Raw genomic sequence first — 17,490 nt, forward strand, 5'->3', positions numbered from 1 at the left:
CCGGACGGTCTTCGGAGATCAGCCGGGCTTGGCGTTCCGCATGCGTTCGTCGGTCCAGTACGTGGCGACGTCGTGCGGATCCTGCGTCGAGTAGGTGCTGACGACATCCTCGGGCCGCTCATCCGCGCTCCCACCGAACACGACGGCAAGCCCGGCCGCCAGCCCCACGACCGCGACCCCGCCCGCGACGGCGACGAGCGCCCTGCGCTTCACGTCACTGCCCTCCCGGTTGTTCGTGAACCGAACGATACGGGCTCAGGATTCCGGCGGCGAGCTCGGCTTCTTCGGCTGTGCGGCACGGGCGGGCCGGGCAGGCTGGGCGGACTGGGCGGACTGGGTGGGTCGTCCGAGGCGTGCACGTGAGGCTCCCGGGCCCAGCACGCGTACCTGCGACGTGCCCGTGCTCGGCCCGCTCGCGGACTGGAGGGCGGCCAGCGCCTGGCGTTGGCGGTCGGAGATCCGGTAGACGCCCGAGTCGTCGAGGGAGCGGAGATAGTCGTCGAAGCCCAGGTTCGCGATCGACAGATTGCCGATCGCGGACTGGAACGCGTCGGGCACGGCCCGGAACGTACGGCCGGGCTCCTCATTGACGTCGATCAGCAGCAGCGGGCGCTCGGCGGAGGAGAACGTCACGTCGTCGGCCACGACGAGCACCGGATAGCGGCTGCCGTCCGGGACCAACGCCAGCAGCTCCGCCACGGACAGACCCTGGTGGCCGGGGTCTTCCATGACGGTCACCCAGTCGTCGCCGACCTCGTCCAGCAACGCCTGCCAGGCCTCATCATCGGTGAAGTCGGTACGCAGAAACGGCGAATAGTCGGTCTCGCGCAATGGTGCGACGGTCATGTCAACTCCAGGACTCGAAAGGAGGCCGCCAGACTACAAAGCGCCTCCGACAAGGACCAGGCCCGCCGAACACCGACACCGTTAATCCGCCCTCTGACCTGGCGCCTTCCGGGGAAACAAGAACCCGCACGAGACAGGGACGTCAGCCGCCCGGGGTGAGGATTTCCATGAGATGCCCGTCGGGGTCGCGAAAATACGTGCCCCTGCGACCCTCGATGCGCTTACTGCGATAAATCTGCCCGATCTCTTGGCATGCGGGATCGCCGTAGTAGGTGATTCCGCCGCGCTGGATGCGGGCGAGGGCGGCGTCGAACTCCTGCTCGCTGACCATGAACGCGTAGTGGTGTGACTCGAAGTCGTCCAGTCGGTCGTAGTCCAGGGTGACCTGGTTGGCCAGCGTGACCGGCGTGAAGTGCGCCACCGGCGGATCGACGCTCAGGCCGAGGATTCCGGCCAGGAACTCCGCCGAGGCTTGCGGGTCACGGGCGGGGACGATGGTGTGATTCAGTTCCACGGTCATGGTGACTCCTTTCCGGGGGACGAGGACGGGTCATGCGATGAGATCGGCCGCCGCGGCCAACCGTTCAACGGCCTCGACGGTCCAGGCGCCGTCGACGACCATGACGATGTGGCCGATCCCCAACTCGGCGAAGGCCGCGCAGCGCTCAGCGACCGCTGTCGGGGTTTCGCCGGCCTCGAGGCGGCTGCTCACGGTCTTCTCGATCGCGTCGAACGGGCGGCCCACGGCCTGGCAATGCCCGGCGAGCACATCGAGTTTGCGTCGCAGGAGGTCCCCCTGCCCGGGAATGTCGAACAGGTTGCAGGCATCGGCATAGGCCGCGACCAGCCGTAGCGTCTTCTTCTCGCCGGCGCCTCCCACCAGGATCGGCGGGTGCGGACGGGACAGCGAGTTCGGCCGGTTCGTGGGATGGTCCAGCCGGTAGTGCACACCCTCGAACGGTGCTTCCACACCCGACCACATCTGCCGGGCCAGCCGTAGCGTCTCCTCCAGCCGCTCGAACCGTTCCGCGGTCGGCGGTAGCGGGAGTCCCATCGCCCGCGCCTCGGTCTCGTTGTAGCCGGCGCCGACCCCGAACCACGCCCGGCCACCCGACAGCACGTCGAGGCTGGTGACGGCCTTGATCAGCAGGCTCGGCGGGCGGAAGGTCACCGCGGTGACCATGACCCCGAGGCGGACACGCTCGGTCCTGGCCGCCAGGAACCCCAGGGCGGTGTAGGCCTCGAGCATGTCGTCGCCCGATGTGTCATACGGATTGGCCTGGATCAGGTGATCTCCCACCCACACCGTGTCGATACCGGACTCGTCGGCCGCCCGTGCCACATCCAGCAGAGAACGGCCGATGGAGTCCGGGCCGCCGGGAGAGGTGAAGTTCCCGATATTGATGCTCAACCGCATGCGCCCAGCCTGCAGCCCCGCGTTCTGCCACGCGTCCCCCTGTCGGAGGCAGTCACCGTACGCCACTTGCGGTAGGGCCGGTTGCGTGTAGCGGGGGCAGGCGGACGCTTTAGAGCATGGCGGTGAAGAAAGCCCGCCGCGGAAGCGGTGCGCATTCGCCGATCCGCTCGAGGGGGAGACCATGGAAATCGACATCAGACGGGCGGCGGTCCTGCTCGTGGCCGCCGGCGTCCTTCTGACCGGATGCGCGTCGTCCGGTGACGGCGACAAGCACGCGACCGCGCCGACAGGGGCCCCTTCGGCGCCCCGATCGTCCGGTAAGCCCCTGGCGAGTGAGACCGGCGAAACCGCCGTGTACCCCGGCGGGAAGGTCGACATCGACGCCATGAGCATGCGGGTGAGCGAAGGCGGCAAGCTGATGGTCCTCACGCTGCGGTTCACCCCGCACCTGCCGGCGGGTTCCGAGGACCGGCCCAGGATCTACGACCTGATCGGCCAGACCCCACTGAAGTCGTTCGAACCCGCACTGGTCGACACGGTCAACCTCAAGCGCTACAGCGTCGTGAAGGACGACCAGGACAACGAACTCAAGTCCGACGACATCTCCACCGCGTTCGCCAACAACCACCCGGGAATCGCCACCTACACCTTCGCCGCACCACCGGCGAACGTGACCACGATGAACGTCCAAATCGACCCGTGGCAGCCGTTCTCCGACATCCCGGTTCAGCGATGAAGCACCCCGCACTGCGCGCCATCGCACTTGTCTCCGGGCTCACCGGGCTCACCGTCGCCCTCCCCGGAGTCGCCGAGGCCGATCCCACGGACCAGAACATCACAGCCTCCATCCACGCGATCCGGCCGGCCGACTCGGTCAAACCGCTGAAGACGACAGAGGACGACGGCAAACGCGTTACCGTACGAATCTCAGCCGACCTGCTCTTCGCCTTCGACAAGGCCGATCTCACGGCCGCCGCCCGCCGGACGCTCGCCCAGCTGACGCCGCAGTTGAAGAGCTCCGTCGGCACGATCGAGGTGGGCGGCCACTCCGACTCCATCGGCGACCCCGGCTACAACCGGTCCCTGTCGAAGAAGCGCGCGGACGCGGTGAGAGCCACCCTGGAACAGCAGCTCGGCGGCGGCATCGGCGACCGGATCCAGGCCAGGGGCTTCGGCGAGACCAAGCCGGTGGCCCCCAACCAGTCGGGCGGCAAGGACAACCCCGAGGGCCGCGCCCAGAACCGGAGAGTCGAGATCGTCTTCACGAAGCCCTGACCCGCGACCGGCCCGGACGTCGCCGTGTCAGTCTCCCCGATCGGCCTCGGCGAGGAGGCGTTCGGCCTGGCGGACCACGGCGATGTCCACGAACGCGCCGTCCTCCAGCGCATCACCGTCGGCGGGTGCGGTGGTTTTTTGGTGGCCGGTCGGTGTGATCCATAGAATTACGCCGGGCCATAGGTGTTTCCATGTGCCAATTCGCGGTCCGCTTCGCGCGATGATGCCGACGGCAAAGCATGGAGATATTGCAGGCACATGTCGCGCCGCCGCGATGGAACGGGATGGAATGGTCGGCGTCGCAATGTCGCGCGGGCCGTCGGCAGCCTGGACAGCACGATCGACCGACTCCCCCGGTCGCCGACATCAGCATTTCACCCTAATTTAATCGGCCGTCGCTATTTTGCCTGCGGGGGAGAGTCGAGATGAAGGTAGGCATAGGTGAAACACAGAGGAATCGGCATCCGAGGGGCCATAATCGCCCTTTCCGCGTTGATCGGCGCGACCGGTATCGCGGGTGCGACCGCCGCGCGGGCCGAGGCGGAGACGCCGGGTGAAGTCCTGCAGGCCGGCGTGACGAAAATGCGGTCGGACAACAACCTGCCCGGTGTCATCGGCATGGTCCGCAACGGCGACAGCGTCGAGTACGCCCACGCGGGCTGGGGAGACATGTTCATGCGGGTGCCAGCGGACCCGAAGGCGAAGTTCCGCATCGGCAGCAACACCAAGCAGTTCACCTCCACCGTACTGCTCCAGCTGGAGGCCGAGCACAAGCTGTCGCTCGACGACACCGTGGACCGTTGGCTGCCCGGCGTGGTGAACAAGAACGGCAACGACGGCAAGAACATCACCATCAGGCAGCTGCTCAACCACACCAGCCGCCTCCCCGACTACATCTCGGACGCCGGGTTCCGAGCCGCGTACATTGCGGACCTGAACAACAGCCAGCACTGGGATCCGCAGAAACTGGTCGACATCGCCACCTCGAAGCCGCCCCTGGACAAGTTCGGCTACTCGAACACCAACTACATTCTCGCCGGCATGGTCATCAAAGCGGTGACCGGGAATGACCCGGCGACCGAGGTGAAGAACCGGATCATCGACCCGCTCGGCCTCACGAACACCACCTTCCCGACCGACGACCCCAAGCTGTACGGGAACTGGCTGCACGGCTACGAATGGGTTCGGGACATCTCCTTCTCCAACGTCTCGGCGTTCGGGCCGGCGGGTGCGATCGTGTCCACGGTGGATGACCTGGCGGACTTCGACCGGGCACTGTTCTCCGGCAAGCTGCTGCCCCCGGCCCAGCAGCAGGAGCTCGAGACCGTGGGCGGCTTCACCAACTATGCACTCGGCGTCGGGCGGGTCGACACCAAGAAATGCGGCGAGGTGTACACCCACACGGGCGAGGTGCTCGGCTACGCGAGCACCTGGATCAGTAGCGCGGACGGCCAACGCCAGGTCGTGGTGGCCGACAACGAATACCACGTGAGCCTGGTCACGGACAACGAGCCTGGCGTGACCGCTCAGTGGAACACAGCCGTGGACGCCTACTGCGCGACCCGGCAGTAGCGATCCGTCATTAGCGATGCCTCATCGGTGATCCCTCATCCGAGGATTTCGTGTCCGCGGCCGGTCACGCCACCGAGCTCAGCCGGGCGGTGATCCGGTCCTGCCGGGGGCGACCTCGGCGAGCACGCGTTCGGCCTGGCGGACCACGGCGAGGTCCACGAACGCGCCGTCCTCCAGCGCGACCGCGCCCGTGTCCGTGACCGTAGCGGACGCGAACGCCTCGACGACGCGGCGTGCGGCCGCGATCTCGGCGGGCTCCGGGCGGTACGCCTCGGCGATCACCGGGAGCTGCGCCGGATGGATCGCGGCCCGCCCCCGGAAACCCATCGCCCGGCCCGCCCGACAGGAGGCCGCCAGGCCCTCCAGGTCGCGTACGTCCGGGTAGACCGACTGCACCGGGGAGGGCAGGCCCGCCGCCCGCGCCGCGACCACGACCCGCGACCGCGCCCAGGCCAGGCCTGCGTCGTCCGACACCCCCAGGTCGGCGCGCAGGTCGGCCTCGCCGAGCCCGATGCTCGCCACGCGCGGGTGGGCGCGGGCGATGTCGTAAGCCCGTTCCACTCCGAGCGCCGACTCCAGCAGCGGGTGCAGCGCGACGCCCGGGGCGGTCGCCGCCGCCTCCCGTACCTGGTCCGCCGACTCGATCTTCGGCAGCCGTACCCCGTCGGTGCCCGGCAGCAGCGGCGCCAGGGAGGCCAGGTCGGCGCGGCCGTACGGGGTGCGCAGGTCGTTGACGCGGACCTGGACCGGTCGCGGCGGATCCGCGAGCAGCCGGACGACCGCCGCCCGCGCCGCGTCCTTGTGCGCGACCGCGACGGCGTCCTCCAGGTCGAGGATCACGACGTCCGCGCTGGAGGCGAGCGCCTTCTCGACTCTGCGGGCGTGGTCGGCCGGGACGTAGAGCAGGGTCGGCATCAGATCACGCCCCGTTCGCGCAGCCCCGCGATGTCGTCCGCGGTGAGCCCGAGCGAGCCGAGGATCCGGTCGGTGTCCGCGCCGTGCGAACGCCCGCTCCACTCGATGGCGCCCGGCGTGCCCGACAGGCGGAACAGCACGTTCTGCATGCGCACGGCCCCCAGGTCCGGATCGTCCACGGTGGTGATCGCCTCCAGCGCCGCGAGCTGCGGGTCGGCCATGATGTCGGCCACGTCGTAGATCGGCGCGACGGCCGCCTGGGCCTTCTCGAACTCCTCCAGCACCTCCGCGCGCGTCCGCGAGCCGACCCACGCGGCGACGGCCGCGTCGAGCTCGTCGGCGTGCTCGGCCCGCCCGGCGCCCGTGGCGAACCACGGCTCGGACAGGTACTCGGGGTGGCCGACCAGCCGCATCACGCGCTCGGCGATGCTCTGCGCGGACGTCGAGACGGCCACCCACGAGCCGTCGGCGCACCGGTAGGTGTTGCGCGGGGCGTTGTTGACCGACCGGTTCCCGGTGCGCGGCGGGATGAGGCCGAGCTGGTCGTACGCCGTGGGCTGGCCGCCGAGCACGGTGAGGATCGGCTCGATGATGGACAGGTCCACCACCTGCCCGCTGCCCCCGGCGTCGCGAGCGCGCAGGGCGGTCATCACGGCGTACGCGGTGGCCAGCGCGGCGATGCCGTCCGCGAGTCCGAACGGCGGCAGCGTCGGCGGCCCGTCCGGCGCGCCGGTCATCGCCGCGAACCCGCTCATCGCCTCGGCCAGAGTTCCGAACCCCGGCCGCCGCGCGTACGGTCCGAACTGGCCGAACCCGGTGACGCGGGCGAGCACGAGTCCGGGGTTGGCCGCGCTGAGCCGCTCGTACGACAGGTTCCAGCGTTCGAGCGTGCCGGGCCGGAAGTTCTCGATGATCACGTCCGCGTCGCGGGCCAGGCGCAGCAGCAGCTCCTGCCCCTCCGGCGCGGACAGGTCGAGGGTGACGGTCTGCTTGTTGCGGCCGAGCATCTTCCACCACAGCCCGATGCCGTCCTTGGCCGCGCCGTGCCCCCGCGACGGATCCGGCCGGCGCGGGTGCTCGACCTTGATGACCTCGGCGCCGAAGTCGCCGAGGAACATCGCGGCCATCGGGCCGGCGAACAGCGTCGCGATGTCGAGGACGCGGACGCCCTCCAGCGGTTTCGCCATCAGCCGGCCCTTCCGTTCACGAGGGCGGCGGTGCGCTCGGCCAGGTCGCTGATCCGCACGCCGTCGAAGCCGGTGAGGCTGCTGGTCATCCGGTCGCGCAGCGGCGCGGTCCACGCCTCGGGAATGCCCGGGGCGCCCCCGAGTGCCCCGGCGATCGAGCCGACGGTCGCGCCGTCGGAGTCGGTGTCCCAGCCGCCGGCCACCGCCGCCGCGATCGACCGGGTGAAGTCGCCGTCACCGTGGGCGAGGGCGGCCGCGACCAGGGCCGCGTTGTTGACCGAGTGCACCCAGTGCAGCCCGGCGTGACGCTCGTGCAGACCGTCCAGGACCCGGTCGAGGTCCGGCTCGGCGCGGGCCGAGGCGACGGCCTCGTCGACCGCGCGGGCCATCCGCGAACCCTCGGGCAGCACCGCGCGGCCCGCGCGCAGCACCTCCTCCACCGAGTCCGCGACGAGGGCGGTCGCGCACATCGCCGCGGCGAACATCGCGCCGTAGACGCCGTTGGCCGTGTGGCTGAGGCACGCGTCGCGGTGCGCCATGGTGGCCGCCGCCGCGGGGTCGCCCGGGTTGACCCAGCCGTACACGTCGGTGCGGATCTGCGCGCCGATCCACTCGCGGAACGGGTTGCGGTACGTCGCGGTCCGCGGCGGCTCGATGCCGAGCAGCAGGTTCCGGTAGGCGACGCGCTCGGCGGTGAACACCCGACCGGCGGGCAGCTCGTCCAGCCACGCCTGGGCGACGTCGTCGGTGGTGAAGTCCGGGCCGTGCCGTTCGAGCAGCGCCAGGGCCAGCATCGGGAAGTTGAGGTCGTCGTCCTCGGGCGTGCCGTCGAGGTTCTCGGCGAGGCTGTTCACGGCGCTGCGGCGGTTCCACGGCCACCGCTCCGCGGTCTCCGAAGGCAGGCCCTTGGCGGTGAACCAGCCGCGGATCGGCCAGTTCCCGGTGGCCTCGGCGATCGCGCGGACGCCCTCGCGCGGGATCTTCTCCACCGGCTTGCCGAGGACGCAGCCGGCCGCCCGGCCCAGCCACGCGCCGTACACCCGATCTCGCGAGACCGTGGCACGCGTGGCGGCGGGCCAGTCCGGGCAGGCCGCGATGATCTCCGGCAGGGCGGTCGGCTCGTGCCGTGGCGACGGGAGCGCGTCCAGCTCGGCGAGCAGTTCGTCGGCCAGCGCGCGCAGGTCCGGCGCGGCCGGCTCCGGGGAGGCGCCGGCGCGGGGCGGCGCGTCGTGCCCGCCCGCCGCGTGCCAGCGGTCGGCGATCGCGGAGACGTCCCGGCCGTCCTGCTCCGCCTGCCGCAGCTCGTGCCCGACGAGATCCTCCGGCTGGATCCAGGTCAGCCTCATACGAGCAGCCCCTCGAACGCCCGCTCGTGCGTACGCCTGCGCTCGATGTCGGCCGCGTGGACGCGCTCGGCCACCGCCGCGATGGCCCGGCCGGGCGCCTCCAGGTCCAGCCGGCTGGCGGTGGAGATCTCCCGGCGCCAGTCCGCGGGTACGGCGTCCGTCCCGCCCAGGGCACCGGCGATGGCGCCGCCCATGCTGGCGATCGAGTCGGCGTCGCGGCCGTAGTTGACCGCGCCGAGCACGGTCTCGCGGTAGTCCCCGCCCGCGATCAGCAGGAACGCGAGGGCGAGCGGCAGCTCCTCGATGCTGTGCGTCCGGCTCGGCCGTCGCGCACCCAGCCCCTGGTCGCGGTAGGTGTCGGCGACCGTGTCGTACGGGCGGACCGCCTCGCGCAGCCCGGCGAACGACCCCTCCCACTGCGCGAAGTCGCGCGCCCGCTCGCAGACGGCCTCGACCGCCGCGCGGGTGCCGTCCTTGGCGAGCCGGACCGCCGTCGCGACCACCGAGTCCGGGGTCGCGCCGGGCCGCATCGCCTCGGCGACCGCCGCCGCGAACACGCCGGCCGCCTCGCGTCCGTAGCTGGACTGGTGCGCGCCCGCCAGCTCGATCGCCTCGGCGTACGCGCCGTCGGGGTCGGCGGCGTTGACGACGCCGACCGGCGCCATGTACATCGCGGCGCCGCAGTTGACGATGTTGCCCACGCCGGCCTCGCGCGGGTCGATGTGGCCGTAGTGCAGGCGCAGGACCAGCCACTTCTCGGCCAGGAACACCCGTTGCAGCGGCAGTGCCTCCGCCTCCAGCTCCGGGATCCAGCGCTTCTCGCCCATCATCTCGGGCACGAGGTGGTCCGCCGCGGCGTACGCGTCCAGGTGCCCGCCGGCCCGCTCGTACACGCGGATCAGCGCGTGCGTCATGAGGGTGTCGTCGGTGACGTGCCCGTCGCCCTTGTGGTACGGCGCGATGGGCCGCGCGTTGCGCCAGTCCGCGAAGTACGGCGGGACGATGCCCGTCACCCAGCCGTCGTAGCGCTCGCGGATCTGCTCGGGCGTCCACCCCTCGGTGGCTCCGCCGAGCGCGTCGCCGACCGCGGCACCGGCGATCGCGCCGACGGCCTTGTCCTGCAGGAGCGTCATTGTTCCCCTTCCGTGCGTTCACCGGATCGTTCGGCGACGTCGTCGGCGATGGCGATGAGGTCCGCGCCGGCCAGGTCCGGCAGGCAGCACCCGGCGAGGACTCTGGTGTTGTCCCGCCAGGGTTCGGGCAATGCCGCGTAACCGGTGATCGCACCGGTCAGCGCGCCGGTCAGCGCGGGTGCCGAGTCGGCGAGCGAGGCCAGGCAGGCGGCGGCCGGTACGGCGCGGGCCAGGTCGCCCGCCGACGCCCTGGTCAGCGCCAGCGCGACCGGGACGGTCTGCGCGGCGGCCAGCCCGTAGCTGTAGACGTGGTCCTGCACCGCGGCGTCGAGCGCGGGGATCGCGGCGAAGGCGTCGCCCGGCGCGTCGAGCGCGTCCAGGGCGGCCTGCCGGATCGCGGTGCCGCAGGGCAGCGCGGCGAGCCCGGCGTCGACGGCGTCGATCGCGGACCCGCCCGCCACCGCGACGGCCACCGCCGCGGCCATCGCGGCGGCTCCGTGGACGCCGTCCTCGGCGTTGGTGACCTCCGCGTCGGCGCGGGCGCGGCGGGCGGCCGTCTCCGGGTCGCCCGCCGACGCCGCGCCGAACGCCACCGCGCGGACCGCCGCGGCGTCGTCGAAGTAGTGCGGGTTGTCGTGACCGCTGGCGGGCGGATCCAGCCCGCGCGCCAGGTTGTCCAGGGCCGTACGGACCGAGATCCGGGCCCGCACGGAGTCGTCCAGCGCGGCGAACGCGGCCCGGCGGTCCTCATCCAGGGTCCGGGCGGTCCAGGCCAGCCACTCCGCGTCGTCGGACGGGCCGATGCCCAGCGCGGCGACGGGCTGGTTCAGCGCGAACGGCACGGGCAGCGCCGTGACGCGGTGCTCCTCGGCGAACGTGTCGAGCTCCCGGCCGAGCCTGCGGGTCCACGGGGCCAGCAGCGCCCACCGGTGCCGGGCGGCGGGCCAGCCGGCCGCGTCGCCGATGGCGAGCCCGGCGAAGGCGCCGCGTACCCGATCATCCCCCGATGACATTTCTGTTCCTCCGCTTCTCAGCCGCTCATCCGCCGCCGCACCAGGGCGTCGGCGACCTCGCGTACGTCGCGGCCCGCGACCGCGGGCAGGCACGTGCCCCGCGCCGGGCCGATGGCGCGCGCCCAGCGCTCCGGTACGCCGCCCTCGCCCCGGCCGGCGCCGGCGAGCGCGCCCGCGATCGCGGCGGTCGTGTCCGCGTCCCGGCCCAGGCTCACCGCGGTCACCACGGATTCCTCGACGTCACCGCCGCCGGTCAGGTACGCGGCGAAGGCGAGCGCGACCGCCTCCGGCGCGAGGTCGGTCCACGGGTAGTGGCGGGTGACCACCGCATCGTGCAGCCGACGTGCGAGGTCCTCACTTGTCTCGGCGAGTTCTCTGGTCGCACTCGGCTTCTCACTCGCTCCGCGCCCGGTCTCGTCCCTCAACCGGCCACTCCGCTCGCTCGGCGCCTCGCGCTCCACGCGGATCGCGGCGCCGACGCTCCGGGCGGTCCAGGAGTCGGCCGGGACCGCGGCCAGCCCGGCCGCCACCACGGCCGACGGGTCCGCGCCGGTCATCGCGACGGCGACCGCCGCCGCGACCGCCCGGCCGCCGTTCACTCCCTCGCCGCTCTGGCTGACCGCGCCGTCGACCGCCGCGAGGCGCGCCGCCTCCGCCGGGTCGCCCGCGGCGAACACCCCGTACGGGGCGGAGCGCATCGCCAGGCCGTCGGACCAGCCGTGCCGGTGGGAGAGCCCGGTCAGCGGCGGCTCCAGGCCACGGCGGAGCGCCTCGACCGTGCCCAGCTCGGAGAAGCCCGCGCCCTTCATCGGGCCGGTGATCGGCAGGATCTGCTCCCGGTACGTACGGACCACGTCCTCGCTGGTGAGCGCCGATCCGTACGTCTCCAGCAGCAGCCCCACGAAGATCGCGTACTCGGTGTCGTCCGTGCCCGCCGCGACGCCGTCCGGGCCGGGCTCCAGCTCGGTCAGCCGGCCCCACCTCCGAGTGATCTCCTCGGGGGTGAGGTTCTCGGCGGGGCGCCCGAGGGCGTCGCCGGCCGCCAGGCCGAGCAGACACCCGCGGGCGCGGTCCCCGATCGTCATCTCGCCGCTCAATGCTGGTATCTCGCCAGCACCTTGTCCCCGTCGCCGGTCAGCTTCTGCGCCAGCTGATCAATGCTGATCTTGTTGGCGAAGTACGACTGGAGCGCCGGCGTGGCGACCTTGGTCTTGAACTCGTCGTAGCCGTCGACCTTCAGGTACGGGGCGAGGATGAGGTTCTTCGCCGAGGCGATGGCGATGTCCCAGCCGTCCTTGGGAGTGTTCAGCGACGGGTCCTTGGCGGCCGTCTGGCTGGTCGGGATCAGCCAGTCGCCCTTGGCCAGCTCCACCTGGTGCTGCCCGTTCAGGAACCAGCTGATGAACTTCACGGCCTCCTTGGGGTGCTTGCTGTCGGCGGCGACGGACAGCGTCTGGGCGATCTCGCCCTGCTGCGTCGTCTGTCCCTTCAGCGGCGGGATGGTGACCCACTGGAAGTTCTTCGGCGCCTGCTCGATGACCTGCTGGCGCATGTAGATGCTCGCCGGGAGCATGGCGTACTTGCCCGCGTAGAAGCCGGGCAGCGGGTCGGCGGTGCCCATGCCCAGCGCCGACGGGTCGGCGCTCTTGTCCTTGTAGAGCTGGTCGTGGATCCGCTGGAGCACCTCGCGCTCCTGCGGGCCGACCTTGACCGTCGTCTTGCCGCCCGAGGTCTGGAAGAACGTCCCGCCGTAGTTCAGCGCGAGGTTGAGCACGCGGTTCACCGGGGACTTGAGCGCCCAGGCCACGCCGAAGCGCTTGCCGGTCGTGAGCTTCTTGGAGATCTGCTGGAACTGGTCCCAGGTCCAGGGCGCATCGACGGTCGGCACCTTCACGCCGGCGTCGTCGAGCATCTTCTTGTTGGCGAGGATGACCTGCGACTCCTGCAGGAACGGCACGCCGTAGATCCCCTGCTCACCGCCGCCCTGGCCGGCGAACGTCGCGGTGCCCCAGGCCGACTGCGGGATGTCGCTCTTCAGACTCGAGGGAAGCAGCTTGGTCAGGTCGGTCAGGTACCCCTGGCTCGCGAACCCGGCCAGCGCCGACGAGTCGTCGTGGATGACGTCCGGCGGGTCGCCGCCCTCGAAGGAGGTGACGAGCTGGTCGTTGACGTTGTCCCAGCTGCCCTGGACGTACTGCACCTGGATCTTGGGGTTCTCCTTGTTCCACTCGGCGACGAGGCGTTTGTTCGCCGCGAGGGAGTCCTTCTGCCAGGCCAGGCTGAGGAACTTCAGCTTGACCGGCTTATCGGAATCGCTGCTGCCACCGCCGGAACAGCCGGCGGCCAGCCCGATCACGGCGGCCGCGGCGACCGCGGCCACGGAACGAAGACGACGCATGGGCAACCTCCTGATTAACCCTTGACGGCACCGGCGGTGAGGCCCGAGCGGAGCCGGCGTTGGATGACGGCGAAGAACACGAGACTGGGGATGGTCGCCAGCACCGACGCCGCGGCGAGCGGCCCCAGCCGGGCGGCCTGTTCGGCGCCGGTGAACTTCACGAGCGTGAGCGGCAGCGTCGCCTTGCCCGGGTCCTTGAGGATCACGAGCGCGAAGAAGAACTCGTTCCACGAGGAGATGAAGGCGAACAGCAGAGTGGCGATCACGCCGGGAGTCAGCAGCGGGGCGATGACCCGGACGAGCGTGCGCACCCGCCCGGCGCCGTCGACGGCCGCCGCCTCCTCCAACTCACGCGGAACGCCGCGGACGTACCCCTGGAGCATCCACAGCGCGAACGGCAGGGTGAACGTCACGTGCACGAGGATCAGCCCCGGCAGGGTGTTCACCAGGTCCAGCTTCCGCAGGATCATGAACAGCGGAATGACGATCAGCATCACCGGGAACACCTGGCTGACCAGCACCCACCCGATCGCCACCCGGTTCAGCATCGACCGGTGCCGGGCCAGCGCGTACGCCGCGGGCAGCGCGAGCACCACGGTGATGACCGCCACGGACAGCGCGACGACCAGGCTGCGCAGCGCGCTCCCGGTGAGGTCCTGGGTGGAGAACGCGTCGGTGAAGTTGCTCAGCGTCGGGTGGTGCGGGATCCAGCGCGGATGCAGGTTCGCCATCTCGCGCTGCGTCTTGAACGACGTCGACAGCAGCCACAGCAGCGGGAACGCCAGGAAGATCAGGTACGCGAGCAGCGCCATGTACTTCAGCGGCGTTTTCATGGTCGCTCACCGCTCCTCACTCGCTCCGCGGACGACCTCGTCCCTCGGCCGTCCACTCCGCTCGCTGCGTCGGGTTCGCTCCTGCTCATGAGGCCTCCTTCGTCGGCGGAGAGGCCGGGATTACTGTGTTGTCGGTTCGCTCACTCCGTTCGCTCATGAGGCGTTCTCCCTCATCTGGCGCCAGAGGTAGAGGCCGAGCACGGCGAGCACGACGATGGTGATCGCGACGCCGAGCGCCGCCGCGTACCCGAAGAACCCGTAGCGGAACGCCTCCTCGTACGCGAAGAGCATCGGCAGCCGCGTACGGCCGCCCGGACCGCCCTGCGTCAGCGCGTAGACCATGGCGAACTGGTTGATGTTCCACACGAAGTCGAGCGAGGTGATCGCGATGATCACCGGGCGGAGCTGGGGCAGCGTGATGCTCCAGAAGCGCCGCCACACGCCGGCGCCGTCCACGGACGCGGCCTCGTGCAGCTCCGACGCGACGCCCTGCAGTCCGGCCAGCAGGACCACGGTGGTCTGCGGCATCCCGGTCCACACGCCGACGACGATGATCGCCGGTAGCACGGTGCCGAAGTTGTTCAGCCAGTCGATGTTGTGGCCGATGACGTGCGCGTCGCGCAGCGTCTCGTTGAGGACGCCGGCGGTCGGGTGGTACACGAGCCGCCACATCAGGCCGATGACGATCGGCGGCATCGCCCACGGCGCCATCGCGAGCGCCCGCGCGAGCCCGCGGAACCGCAGGTCGGAGTTGAGCAGGAGGGCGAGTCCGAGCGCGGCGGCGAACTGCAGGACCGTGACGCCGACCGCCCAGATCAGCCCGATCTTGAAGGAGGACCAGAAGTCCCCGTCGGTCAGCACCTCGCCGAAGTTCTTCAGCCCCACGAACGAGATGACCGCGTTGCGGCCCCCGCGTGCGTCCGTGAAGGACAGGTAGATGCCGTACAGCAGCGGGCCCACGCTGAAGATCAGCACCGGGATGAGCGCCGGGAGCAGGAGGAACGAGACGCCGCGGTCGGCGCGGCGGCCCTTCCCGACCCGGCCGCGGACGGTGGCCTCGACGGCTGTCATGAGATCCCCTTCTGCGAACACGTCGATCCGCGGACGACCAGGCGGGGTTCGACCGTGACGACCCGGGGCTCGGCGTCGCCGTCGGAGAGGCGGTCGAGCATCAGCTCGGCCGCGCGGCGACCGCGTTCGGCCGACCCGAGCGCGACGCTGGTGAGCGCGGGCCAGGCCGCCGGCGCCAGGTCGGTGTCGTCGGTGCCGACCACGGCGACGTCCTCCGGCACCCGCACCCCCTCCGCGCGCAGCACGTCCAGCGCGCCGAGCGCGATCAGGTCGTTGGCGCACATGAGGGCGTCCGGGCGGGTCCGCGCGAGGAGTCTTCGGGTGGCGGCGGCGCCGTCCTCGCGGTAGAAGTCACCGATCTCGATGAGCGCCGGATCGTGCGGCAGGCCCAGCTCGGTCAGCGCGTCGGCGTACGCGCGGGCTCGCGCGGCGCCCGGCACCGTGTCGAGCGGGCCGTTGACGAAGCCGATGCGGCGACGCCCCAGCGCGTACAGGTGGTCGAGCGCGAGCCGGATCCCGGTGCGCGAGTCCGCCCGTACGTTGTCGACGGGCGTGCCGGCGGGCACCGACCCGATGACCACGACCGGGGCGCGGGCCTCGGCGAACGCCTCCAGGTGCCGCTCGGTGACGCGAATCGGGCTGATGATGAGGCCGTCCGCGTACCGCTCGCCGAGCCGGCGCAGCACGTCGAGCTCATCGTCGATGTCGGCGTCGGTGGAGTGGAGGATGAGGCGGAGGCCCGCGTCCTTCAGCACCGGTTGCATCGCCCGGACCATCGCCACGTACGTCGGGTTGCCGATGTCCGCCATGGCGAACGCGACCTGGTTCGTCCGGCTCGACTTCAGCGACCGCGCCACCGAGTTGGGGACGTAGCCGAGCTCCTCGGCGGCGACCCGTACGGCGCGTACGGTCGCCTCGCTGGTGGGCAGCCCGTTCAGGACACGCGACACCGAGGCGATCGAGACACCGGCGCGCTCGGCGATGGTCGTGATCGTCGGTCCCTGACGCATGACCACCTCCAGTCGGGGGTTCTCCGTAAACGTTTACGGCGACGCCGTCCCGGGGGTCGTAAACGTTTACGGACGAGGGAAAGGCGCGAGCGAGGGCAACGCCTTCGGGAGTGAGGAGTATGAAACCGCCCTGAAACGTCCACGTCAAGTGGGGTATGCGAAGAAGCCACCCTCCGCAGACGCCAGGTCCTCACGCGGACCGGGCCGTTCGTGCGAAGAAGCCACCCTCCGCAGACGGCACGTCCTTACGCGGAGCGGGCCGTTCGCTGGATGGCGAGGGCGACCGCGCCGAGGAGTTCGGCGCGGTTCTCCAGTGTTCCGGTCGTCACGGTCACCGCGCGTGCGACGCCCGGCTGGGCGTAGCGCGTGATCGCCTCCCGGATGCCGTCGGTGAGCGCGCCGCCCGGCAGGCTCAGCTCGCCACCGACGATCACGGCCTCGGGGTTGAGCACGTTGCACATGTCGGCGAGCGACCGGCCGATGACGCGCCCGGCGTCGCCGACGACGCGGGACGCGCCCGAGTCGCCCGCCTGGAGCAGCCGGACCACGTCCGCGACGGTGAGCGCGTCGCCGTGCATCGGCCGCAGCGCCGCGAGGATGTGCGGCGTGGAGACCAGCGTCTCCAGGCAGCCGCGGCTGCCGCACCGGCACACGAGCCCGTTGAGCTCGATCTGCACGTGGCCCAGTTCGCCCGCGTAGCCGTTGGTGCCGCGGTAGAGGCGCCCGTCGAAGATCAGGCCGGCACCGACGCCGGTGGAGACCTTGACGAAGACCAGGTCGCGTTTTCCGGTGCCGGCGCCGTACGTCATCTCCCCGAGCGCGCCCAGGTTGACGGCGTTCTCCGGGATGACCGGGCGGCCGATGCGCTCGCCGAGACCGCCCGCGGGATCGATGTCGACCCATCCGGGCAGGATGTTGTTGACCACGATGCGGCCGGTGTGCCGGTCGAGGGGCGCGGGCAGGCCGACGACGACCTTGTCGACGTCGCCCTTCTGGTGGCTGGTTTCGCGCAATATTTCGCTGAATTCGCGGGCCGCGGTGTCAAGGGCGACCTCCACGGAGTTGTCGACGGACAGCCGCACGTGGCGCTCGGCGGTGACGTCGCCGGAAAGCGTGGCCACGGCGACGCGCAGATCGCCGTGGCCGAAGGCCATGCCCACGACGAGACCCGCCGCCTCGGTGAGCGCCAGCCGGGCGGGCGGCCGTCCCCGGCCCGGCGTGACGCGGGTGTTCGGGTCGGCGGGCACCTCCCGCAGGACGCCGTCGCCGATCAGCCGGGCGACCAGGGCGGCCACCGTCGCCCGCGACAGCCCGGTGATCCGCTCGAGCTCCGCACGGGTGACCGTCCCGTGCGCGCGCACCGCCGCGACCATGCGGTCGAGGTTGTACGCGCGGTGCGGATATCCCGGCCTGGGTCGCGGGCTCACTTGGCTCATGCCGTCCTCCCGGCGCGTACGCTACCGCGCTAATTTTG

18 protein-coding genes are annotated in these 17,490 nt (G+C 71.2%); 3 read left to right on the forward strand and 15 right to left on the reverse strand.

Translation table 11 applies throughout. The features are described 5' to 3' along the window. Positions 1 to 18: 18 nt before the first annotated feature. The 4 genes from OG417_RS53385 to OG417_RS53400 all read right to left on the reverse strand — a co-directional run bounded on the left by OG417_RS53385 (position 19) and on the right by OG417_RS53400 (position 2,329). Entirely contained in the window at positions 19 to 213 is a 195-nt protein-coding gene (locus OG417_RS53385) for a hypothetical protein (protein ID WP_329247376.1), read from the reverse strand. 42 nt (positions 214 to 255) lie between these two features. After that, the gene (locus OG417_RS53390; protein ID WP_329247379.1) at positions 256 to 846 is read right to left on the reverse strand and encodes a DUF6924 domain-containing protein; all 591 of its coding nucleotides are present in this window, start codon (positions 844 to 846) and stop codon (positions 256 to 258) included. A gap of 142 nt (positions 847 to 988) precedes the next feature. Next, positions 989 to 1,366, reverse strand: coding sequence for a VOC family protein (locus tag OG417_RS53395; protein WP_329247382.1), 378 nt, complete (start codon positions 1,364 to 1,366; stop codon positions 989 to 991). Positions 1,367 to 1,396: 30 nt separating this feature from the next. Further along, positions 1,397 to 2,329, reverse strand: a complete 933-nt coding sequence (locus tag OG417_RS53400; protein ID WP_329247383.1) for an LLM class F420-dependent oxidoreductase — start codon at positions 2,327 to 2,329, stop codon at positions 1,397 to 1,399. A gap of 115 nt (positions 2,330 to 2,444) precedes the next feature. On the opposite strand from OG417_RS53400, the gene OG417_RS53405 reads away from it, so the two are divergent. From OG417_RS53405 to OG417_RS53415, 3 genes are all read left to right on the forward strand, one after another. Beyond that, positions 2,445 to 2,999, forward strand: a complete 555-nt coding sequence (locus OG417_RS53405) for a hypothetical protein (protein ID WP_329247385.1) — start codon at positions 2,445 to 2,447, stop codon at positions 2,997 to 2,999. Beyond that, positions 2,996 to 3,538 (forward strand): OmpA family protein, encoded by a 543-nt coding sequence (locus tag OG417_RS53410; protein WP_329247387.1) that lies wholly within the window; start codon positions 2,996 to 2,998, stop codon positions 3,536 to 3,538. Before OG417_RS53405 ends, OG417_RS53410 begins: the two co-directional genes overlap by 4 nt. 441 nt (positions 3,539 to 3,979) lie before the next feature. Next, a complete protein-coding gene (locus OG417_RS53415; protein ID WP_329247389.1) occupies positions 3,980 to 5,110 on the forward strand; it encodes a serine hydrolase domain-containing protein in 1,131 nt (376 codons plus the stop codon). Between the two features lie 78 nt (positions 5,111 to 5,188). On the opposite strand, the gene OG417_RS53420 is transcribed toward OG417_RS53415, so the two are convergent. The 11 genes from OG417_RS53420 to OG417_RS53470 form a co-directional block, all read right to left on the reverse strand. Beyond that, positions 5,189 to 6,025 carry an HpcH/HpaI aldolase/citrate lyase family protein gene (locus OG417_RS53420; protein ID WP_329247391.1) on the reverse strand — a complete coding sequence of 279 codons (837 nt, stop codon included), beginning with the start codon at positions 6,023 to 6,025 and terminating at the stop codon, positions 5,189 to 5,191. Then, positions 6,025 to 7,212 carry a CaiB/BaiF CoA transferase family protein gene (locus OG417_RS53425; RefSeq protein WP_329247393.1) on the reverse strand — a complete coding sequence of 396 codons (1,188 nt, stop codon included), beginning with the start codon at positions 7,210 to 7,212 and terminating at the stop codon, positions 6,025 to 6,027. The genes OG417_RS53420 and OG417_RS53425 overlap by 1 nt, the downstream gene beginning before the upstream one ends. Further along, a complete protein-coding gene (locus OG417_RS53430) occupies positions 7,212 to 8,558 on the reverse strand; it encodes an ADP-ribosylglycohydrolase family protein (protein ID WP_329247396.1) in 1,347 nt (448 codons plus the stop codon). Before OG417_RS53430 ends, OG417_RS53425 begins: the two co-directional genes overlap by 1 nt. Then, entirely contained in the window at positions 8,555 to 9,691 is a 1,137-nt protein-coding gene (locus OG417_RS53435) for an ADP-ribosylglycohydrolase family protein (RefSeq protein WP_329247399.1), read from the reverse strand. The genes OG417_RS53430 and OG417_RS53435 overlap by 4 nt, the downstream gene beginning before the upstream one ends. Continuing rightward, positions 9,688 to 10,704 (reverse strand): ADP-ribosylglycohydrolase family protein, encoded by a 1,017-nt coding sequence (locus tag OG417_RS53440; protein ID WP_329247402.1) that lies wholly within the window; start codon positions 10,702 to 10,704, stop codon positions 9,688 to 9,690. Before OG417_RS53440 ends, OG417_RS53435 begins: the two co-directional genes overlap by 4 nt. A 17-nt stretch (positions 10,705 to 10,721) precedes the next feature. Then, positions 10,722 to 11,789 carry an ADP-ribosylglycohydrolase family protein gene (locus OG417_RS53445; protein WP_329247405.1) on the reverse strand — a complete coding sequence of 356 codons (1,068 nt, stop codon included), beginning with the start codon at positions 11,787 to 11,789 and terminating at the stop codon, positions 10,722 to 10,724. An 8-nt stretch (positions 11,790 to 11,797) separates the two neighbouring features. Beyond that, entirely contained in the window at positions 11,798 to 13,102 is a 1,305-nt protein-coding gene (locus OG417_RS53450; RefSeq protein ID WP_329247408.1) for an ABC transporter substrate-binding protein, read from the reverse strand. Positions 13,103 to 13,116: 14 nt separating this feature from the next. After that, positions 13,117 to 13,935, reverse strand: a complete 819-nt coding sequence (locus OG417_RS53455; protein ID WP_329247410.1) for a carbohydrate ABC transporter permease — start codon at positions 13,933 to 13,935, stop codon at positions 13,117 to 13,119. Positions 13,936 to 14,088: 153 nt separating this feature from the next. Beyond that, positions 14,089 to 15,006 carry a carbohydrate ABC transporter permease gene (locus OG417_RS53460; RefSeq protein WP_329247413.1) on the reverse strand — a complete coding sequence of 306 codons (918 nt, stop codon included), beginning with the start codon at positions 15,004 to 15,006 and terminating at the stop codon, positions 14,089 to 14,091. Next, positions 15,003 to 16,016, reverse strand: a complete 1,014-nt coding sequence (locus OG417_RS53465) for a LacI family DNA-binding transcriptional regulator (protein ID WP_329247417.1) — start codon at positions 16,014 to 16,016, stop codon at positions 15,003 to 15,005. Before OG417_RS53465 ends, OG417_RS53460 begins: the two co-directional genes overlap by 4 nt. A 245-nt stretch (positions 16,017 to 16,261) precedes the next feature. After that, a complete protein-coding gene (locus tag OG417_RS53470; protein ID WP_329247421.1) occupies positions 16,262 to 17,452 on the reverse strand; it encodes an ROK family transcriptional regulator in 1,191 nt (396 codons plus the stop codon). Positions 17,453 to 17,490: the final 38 nt, after the last annotated feature.

It is taken from the genome of Actinoallomurus sp. NBC_01490, assembly GCF_036227085.1.
In the GTDB taxonomy this organism is placed as follows: Bacteria; Actinomycetota; Actinomycetes; order Streptosporangiales; family Streptosporangiaceae; genus Actinoallomurus; species Actinoallomurus oryzae.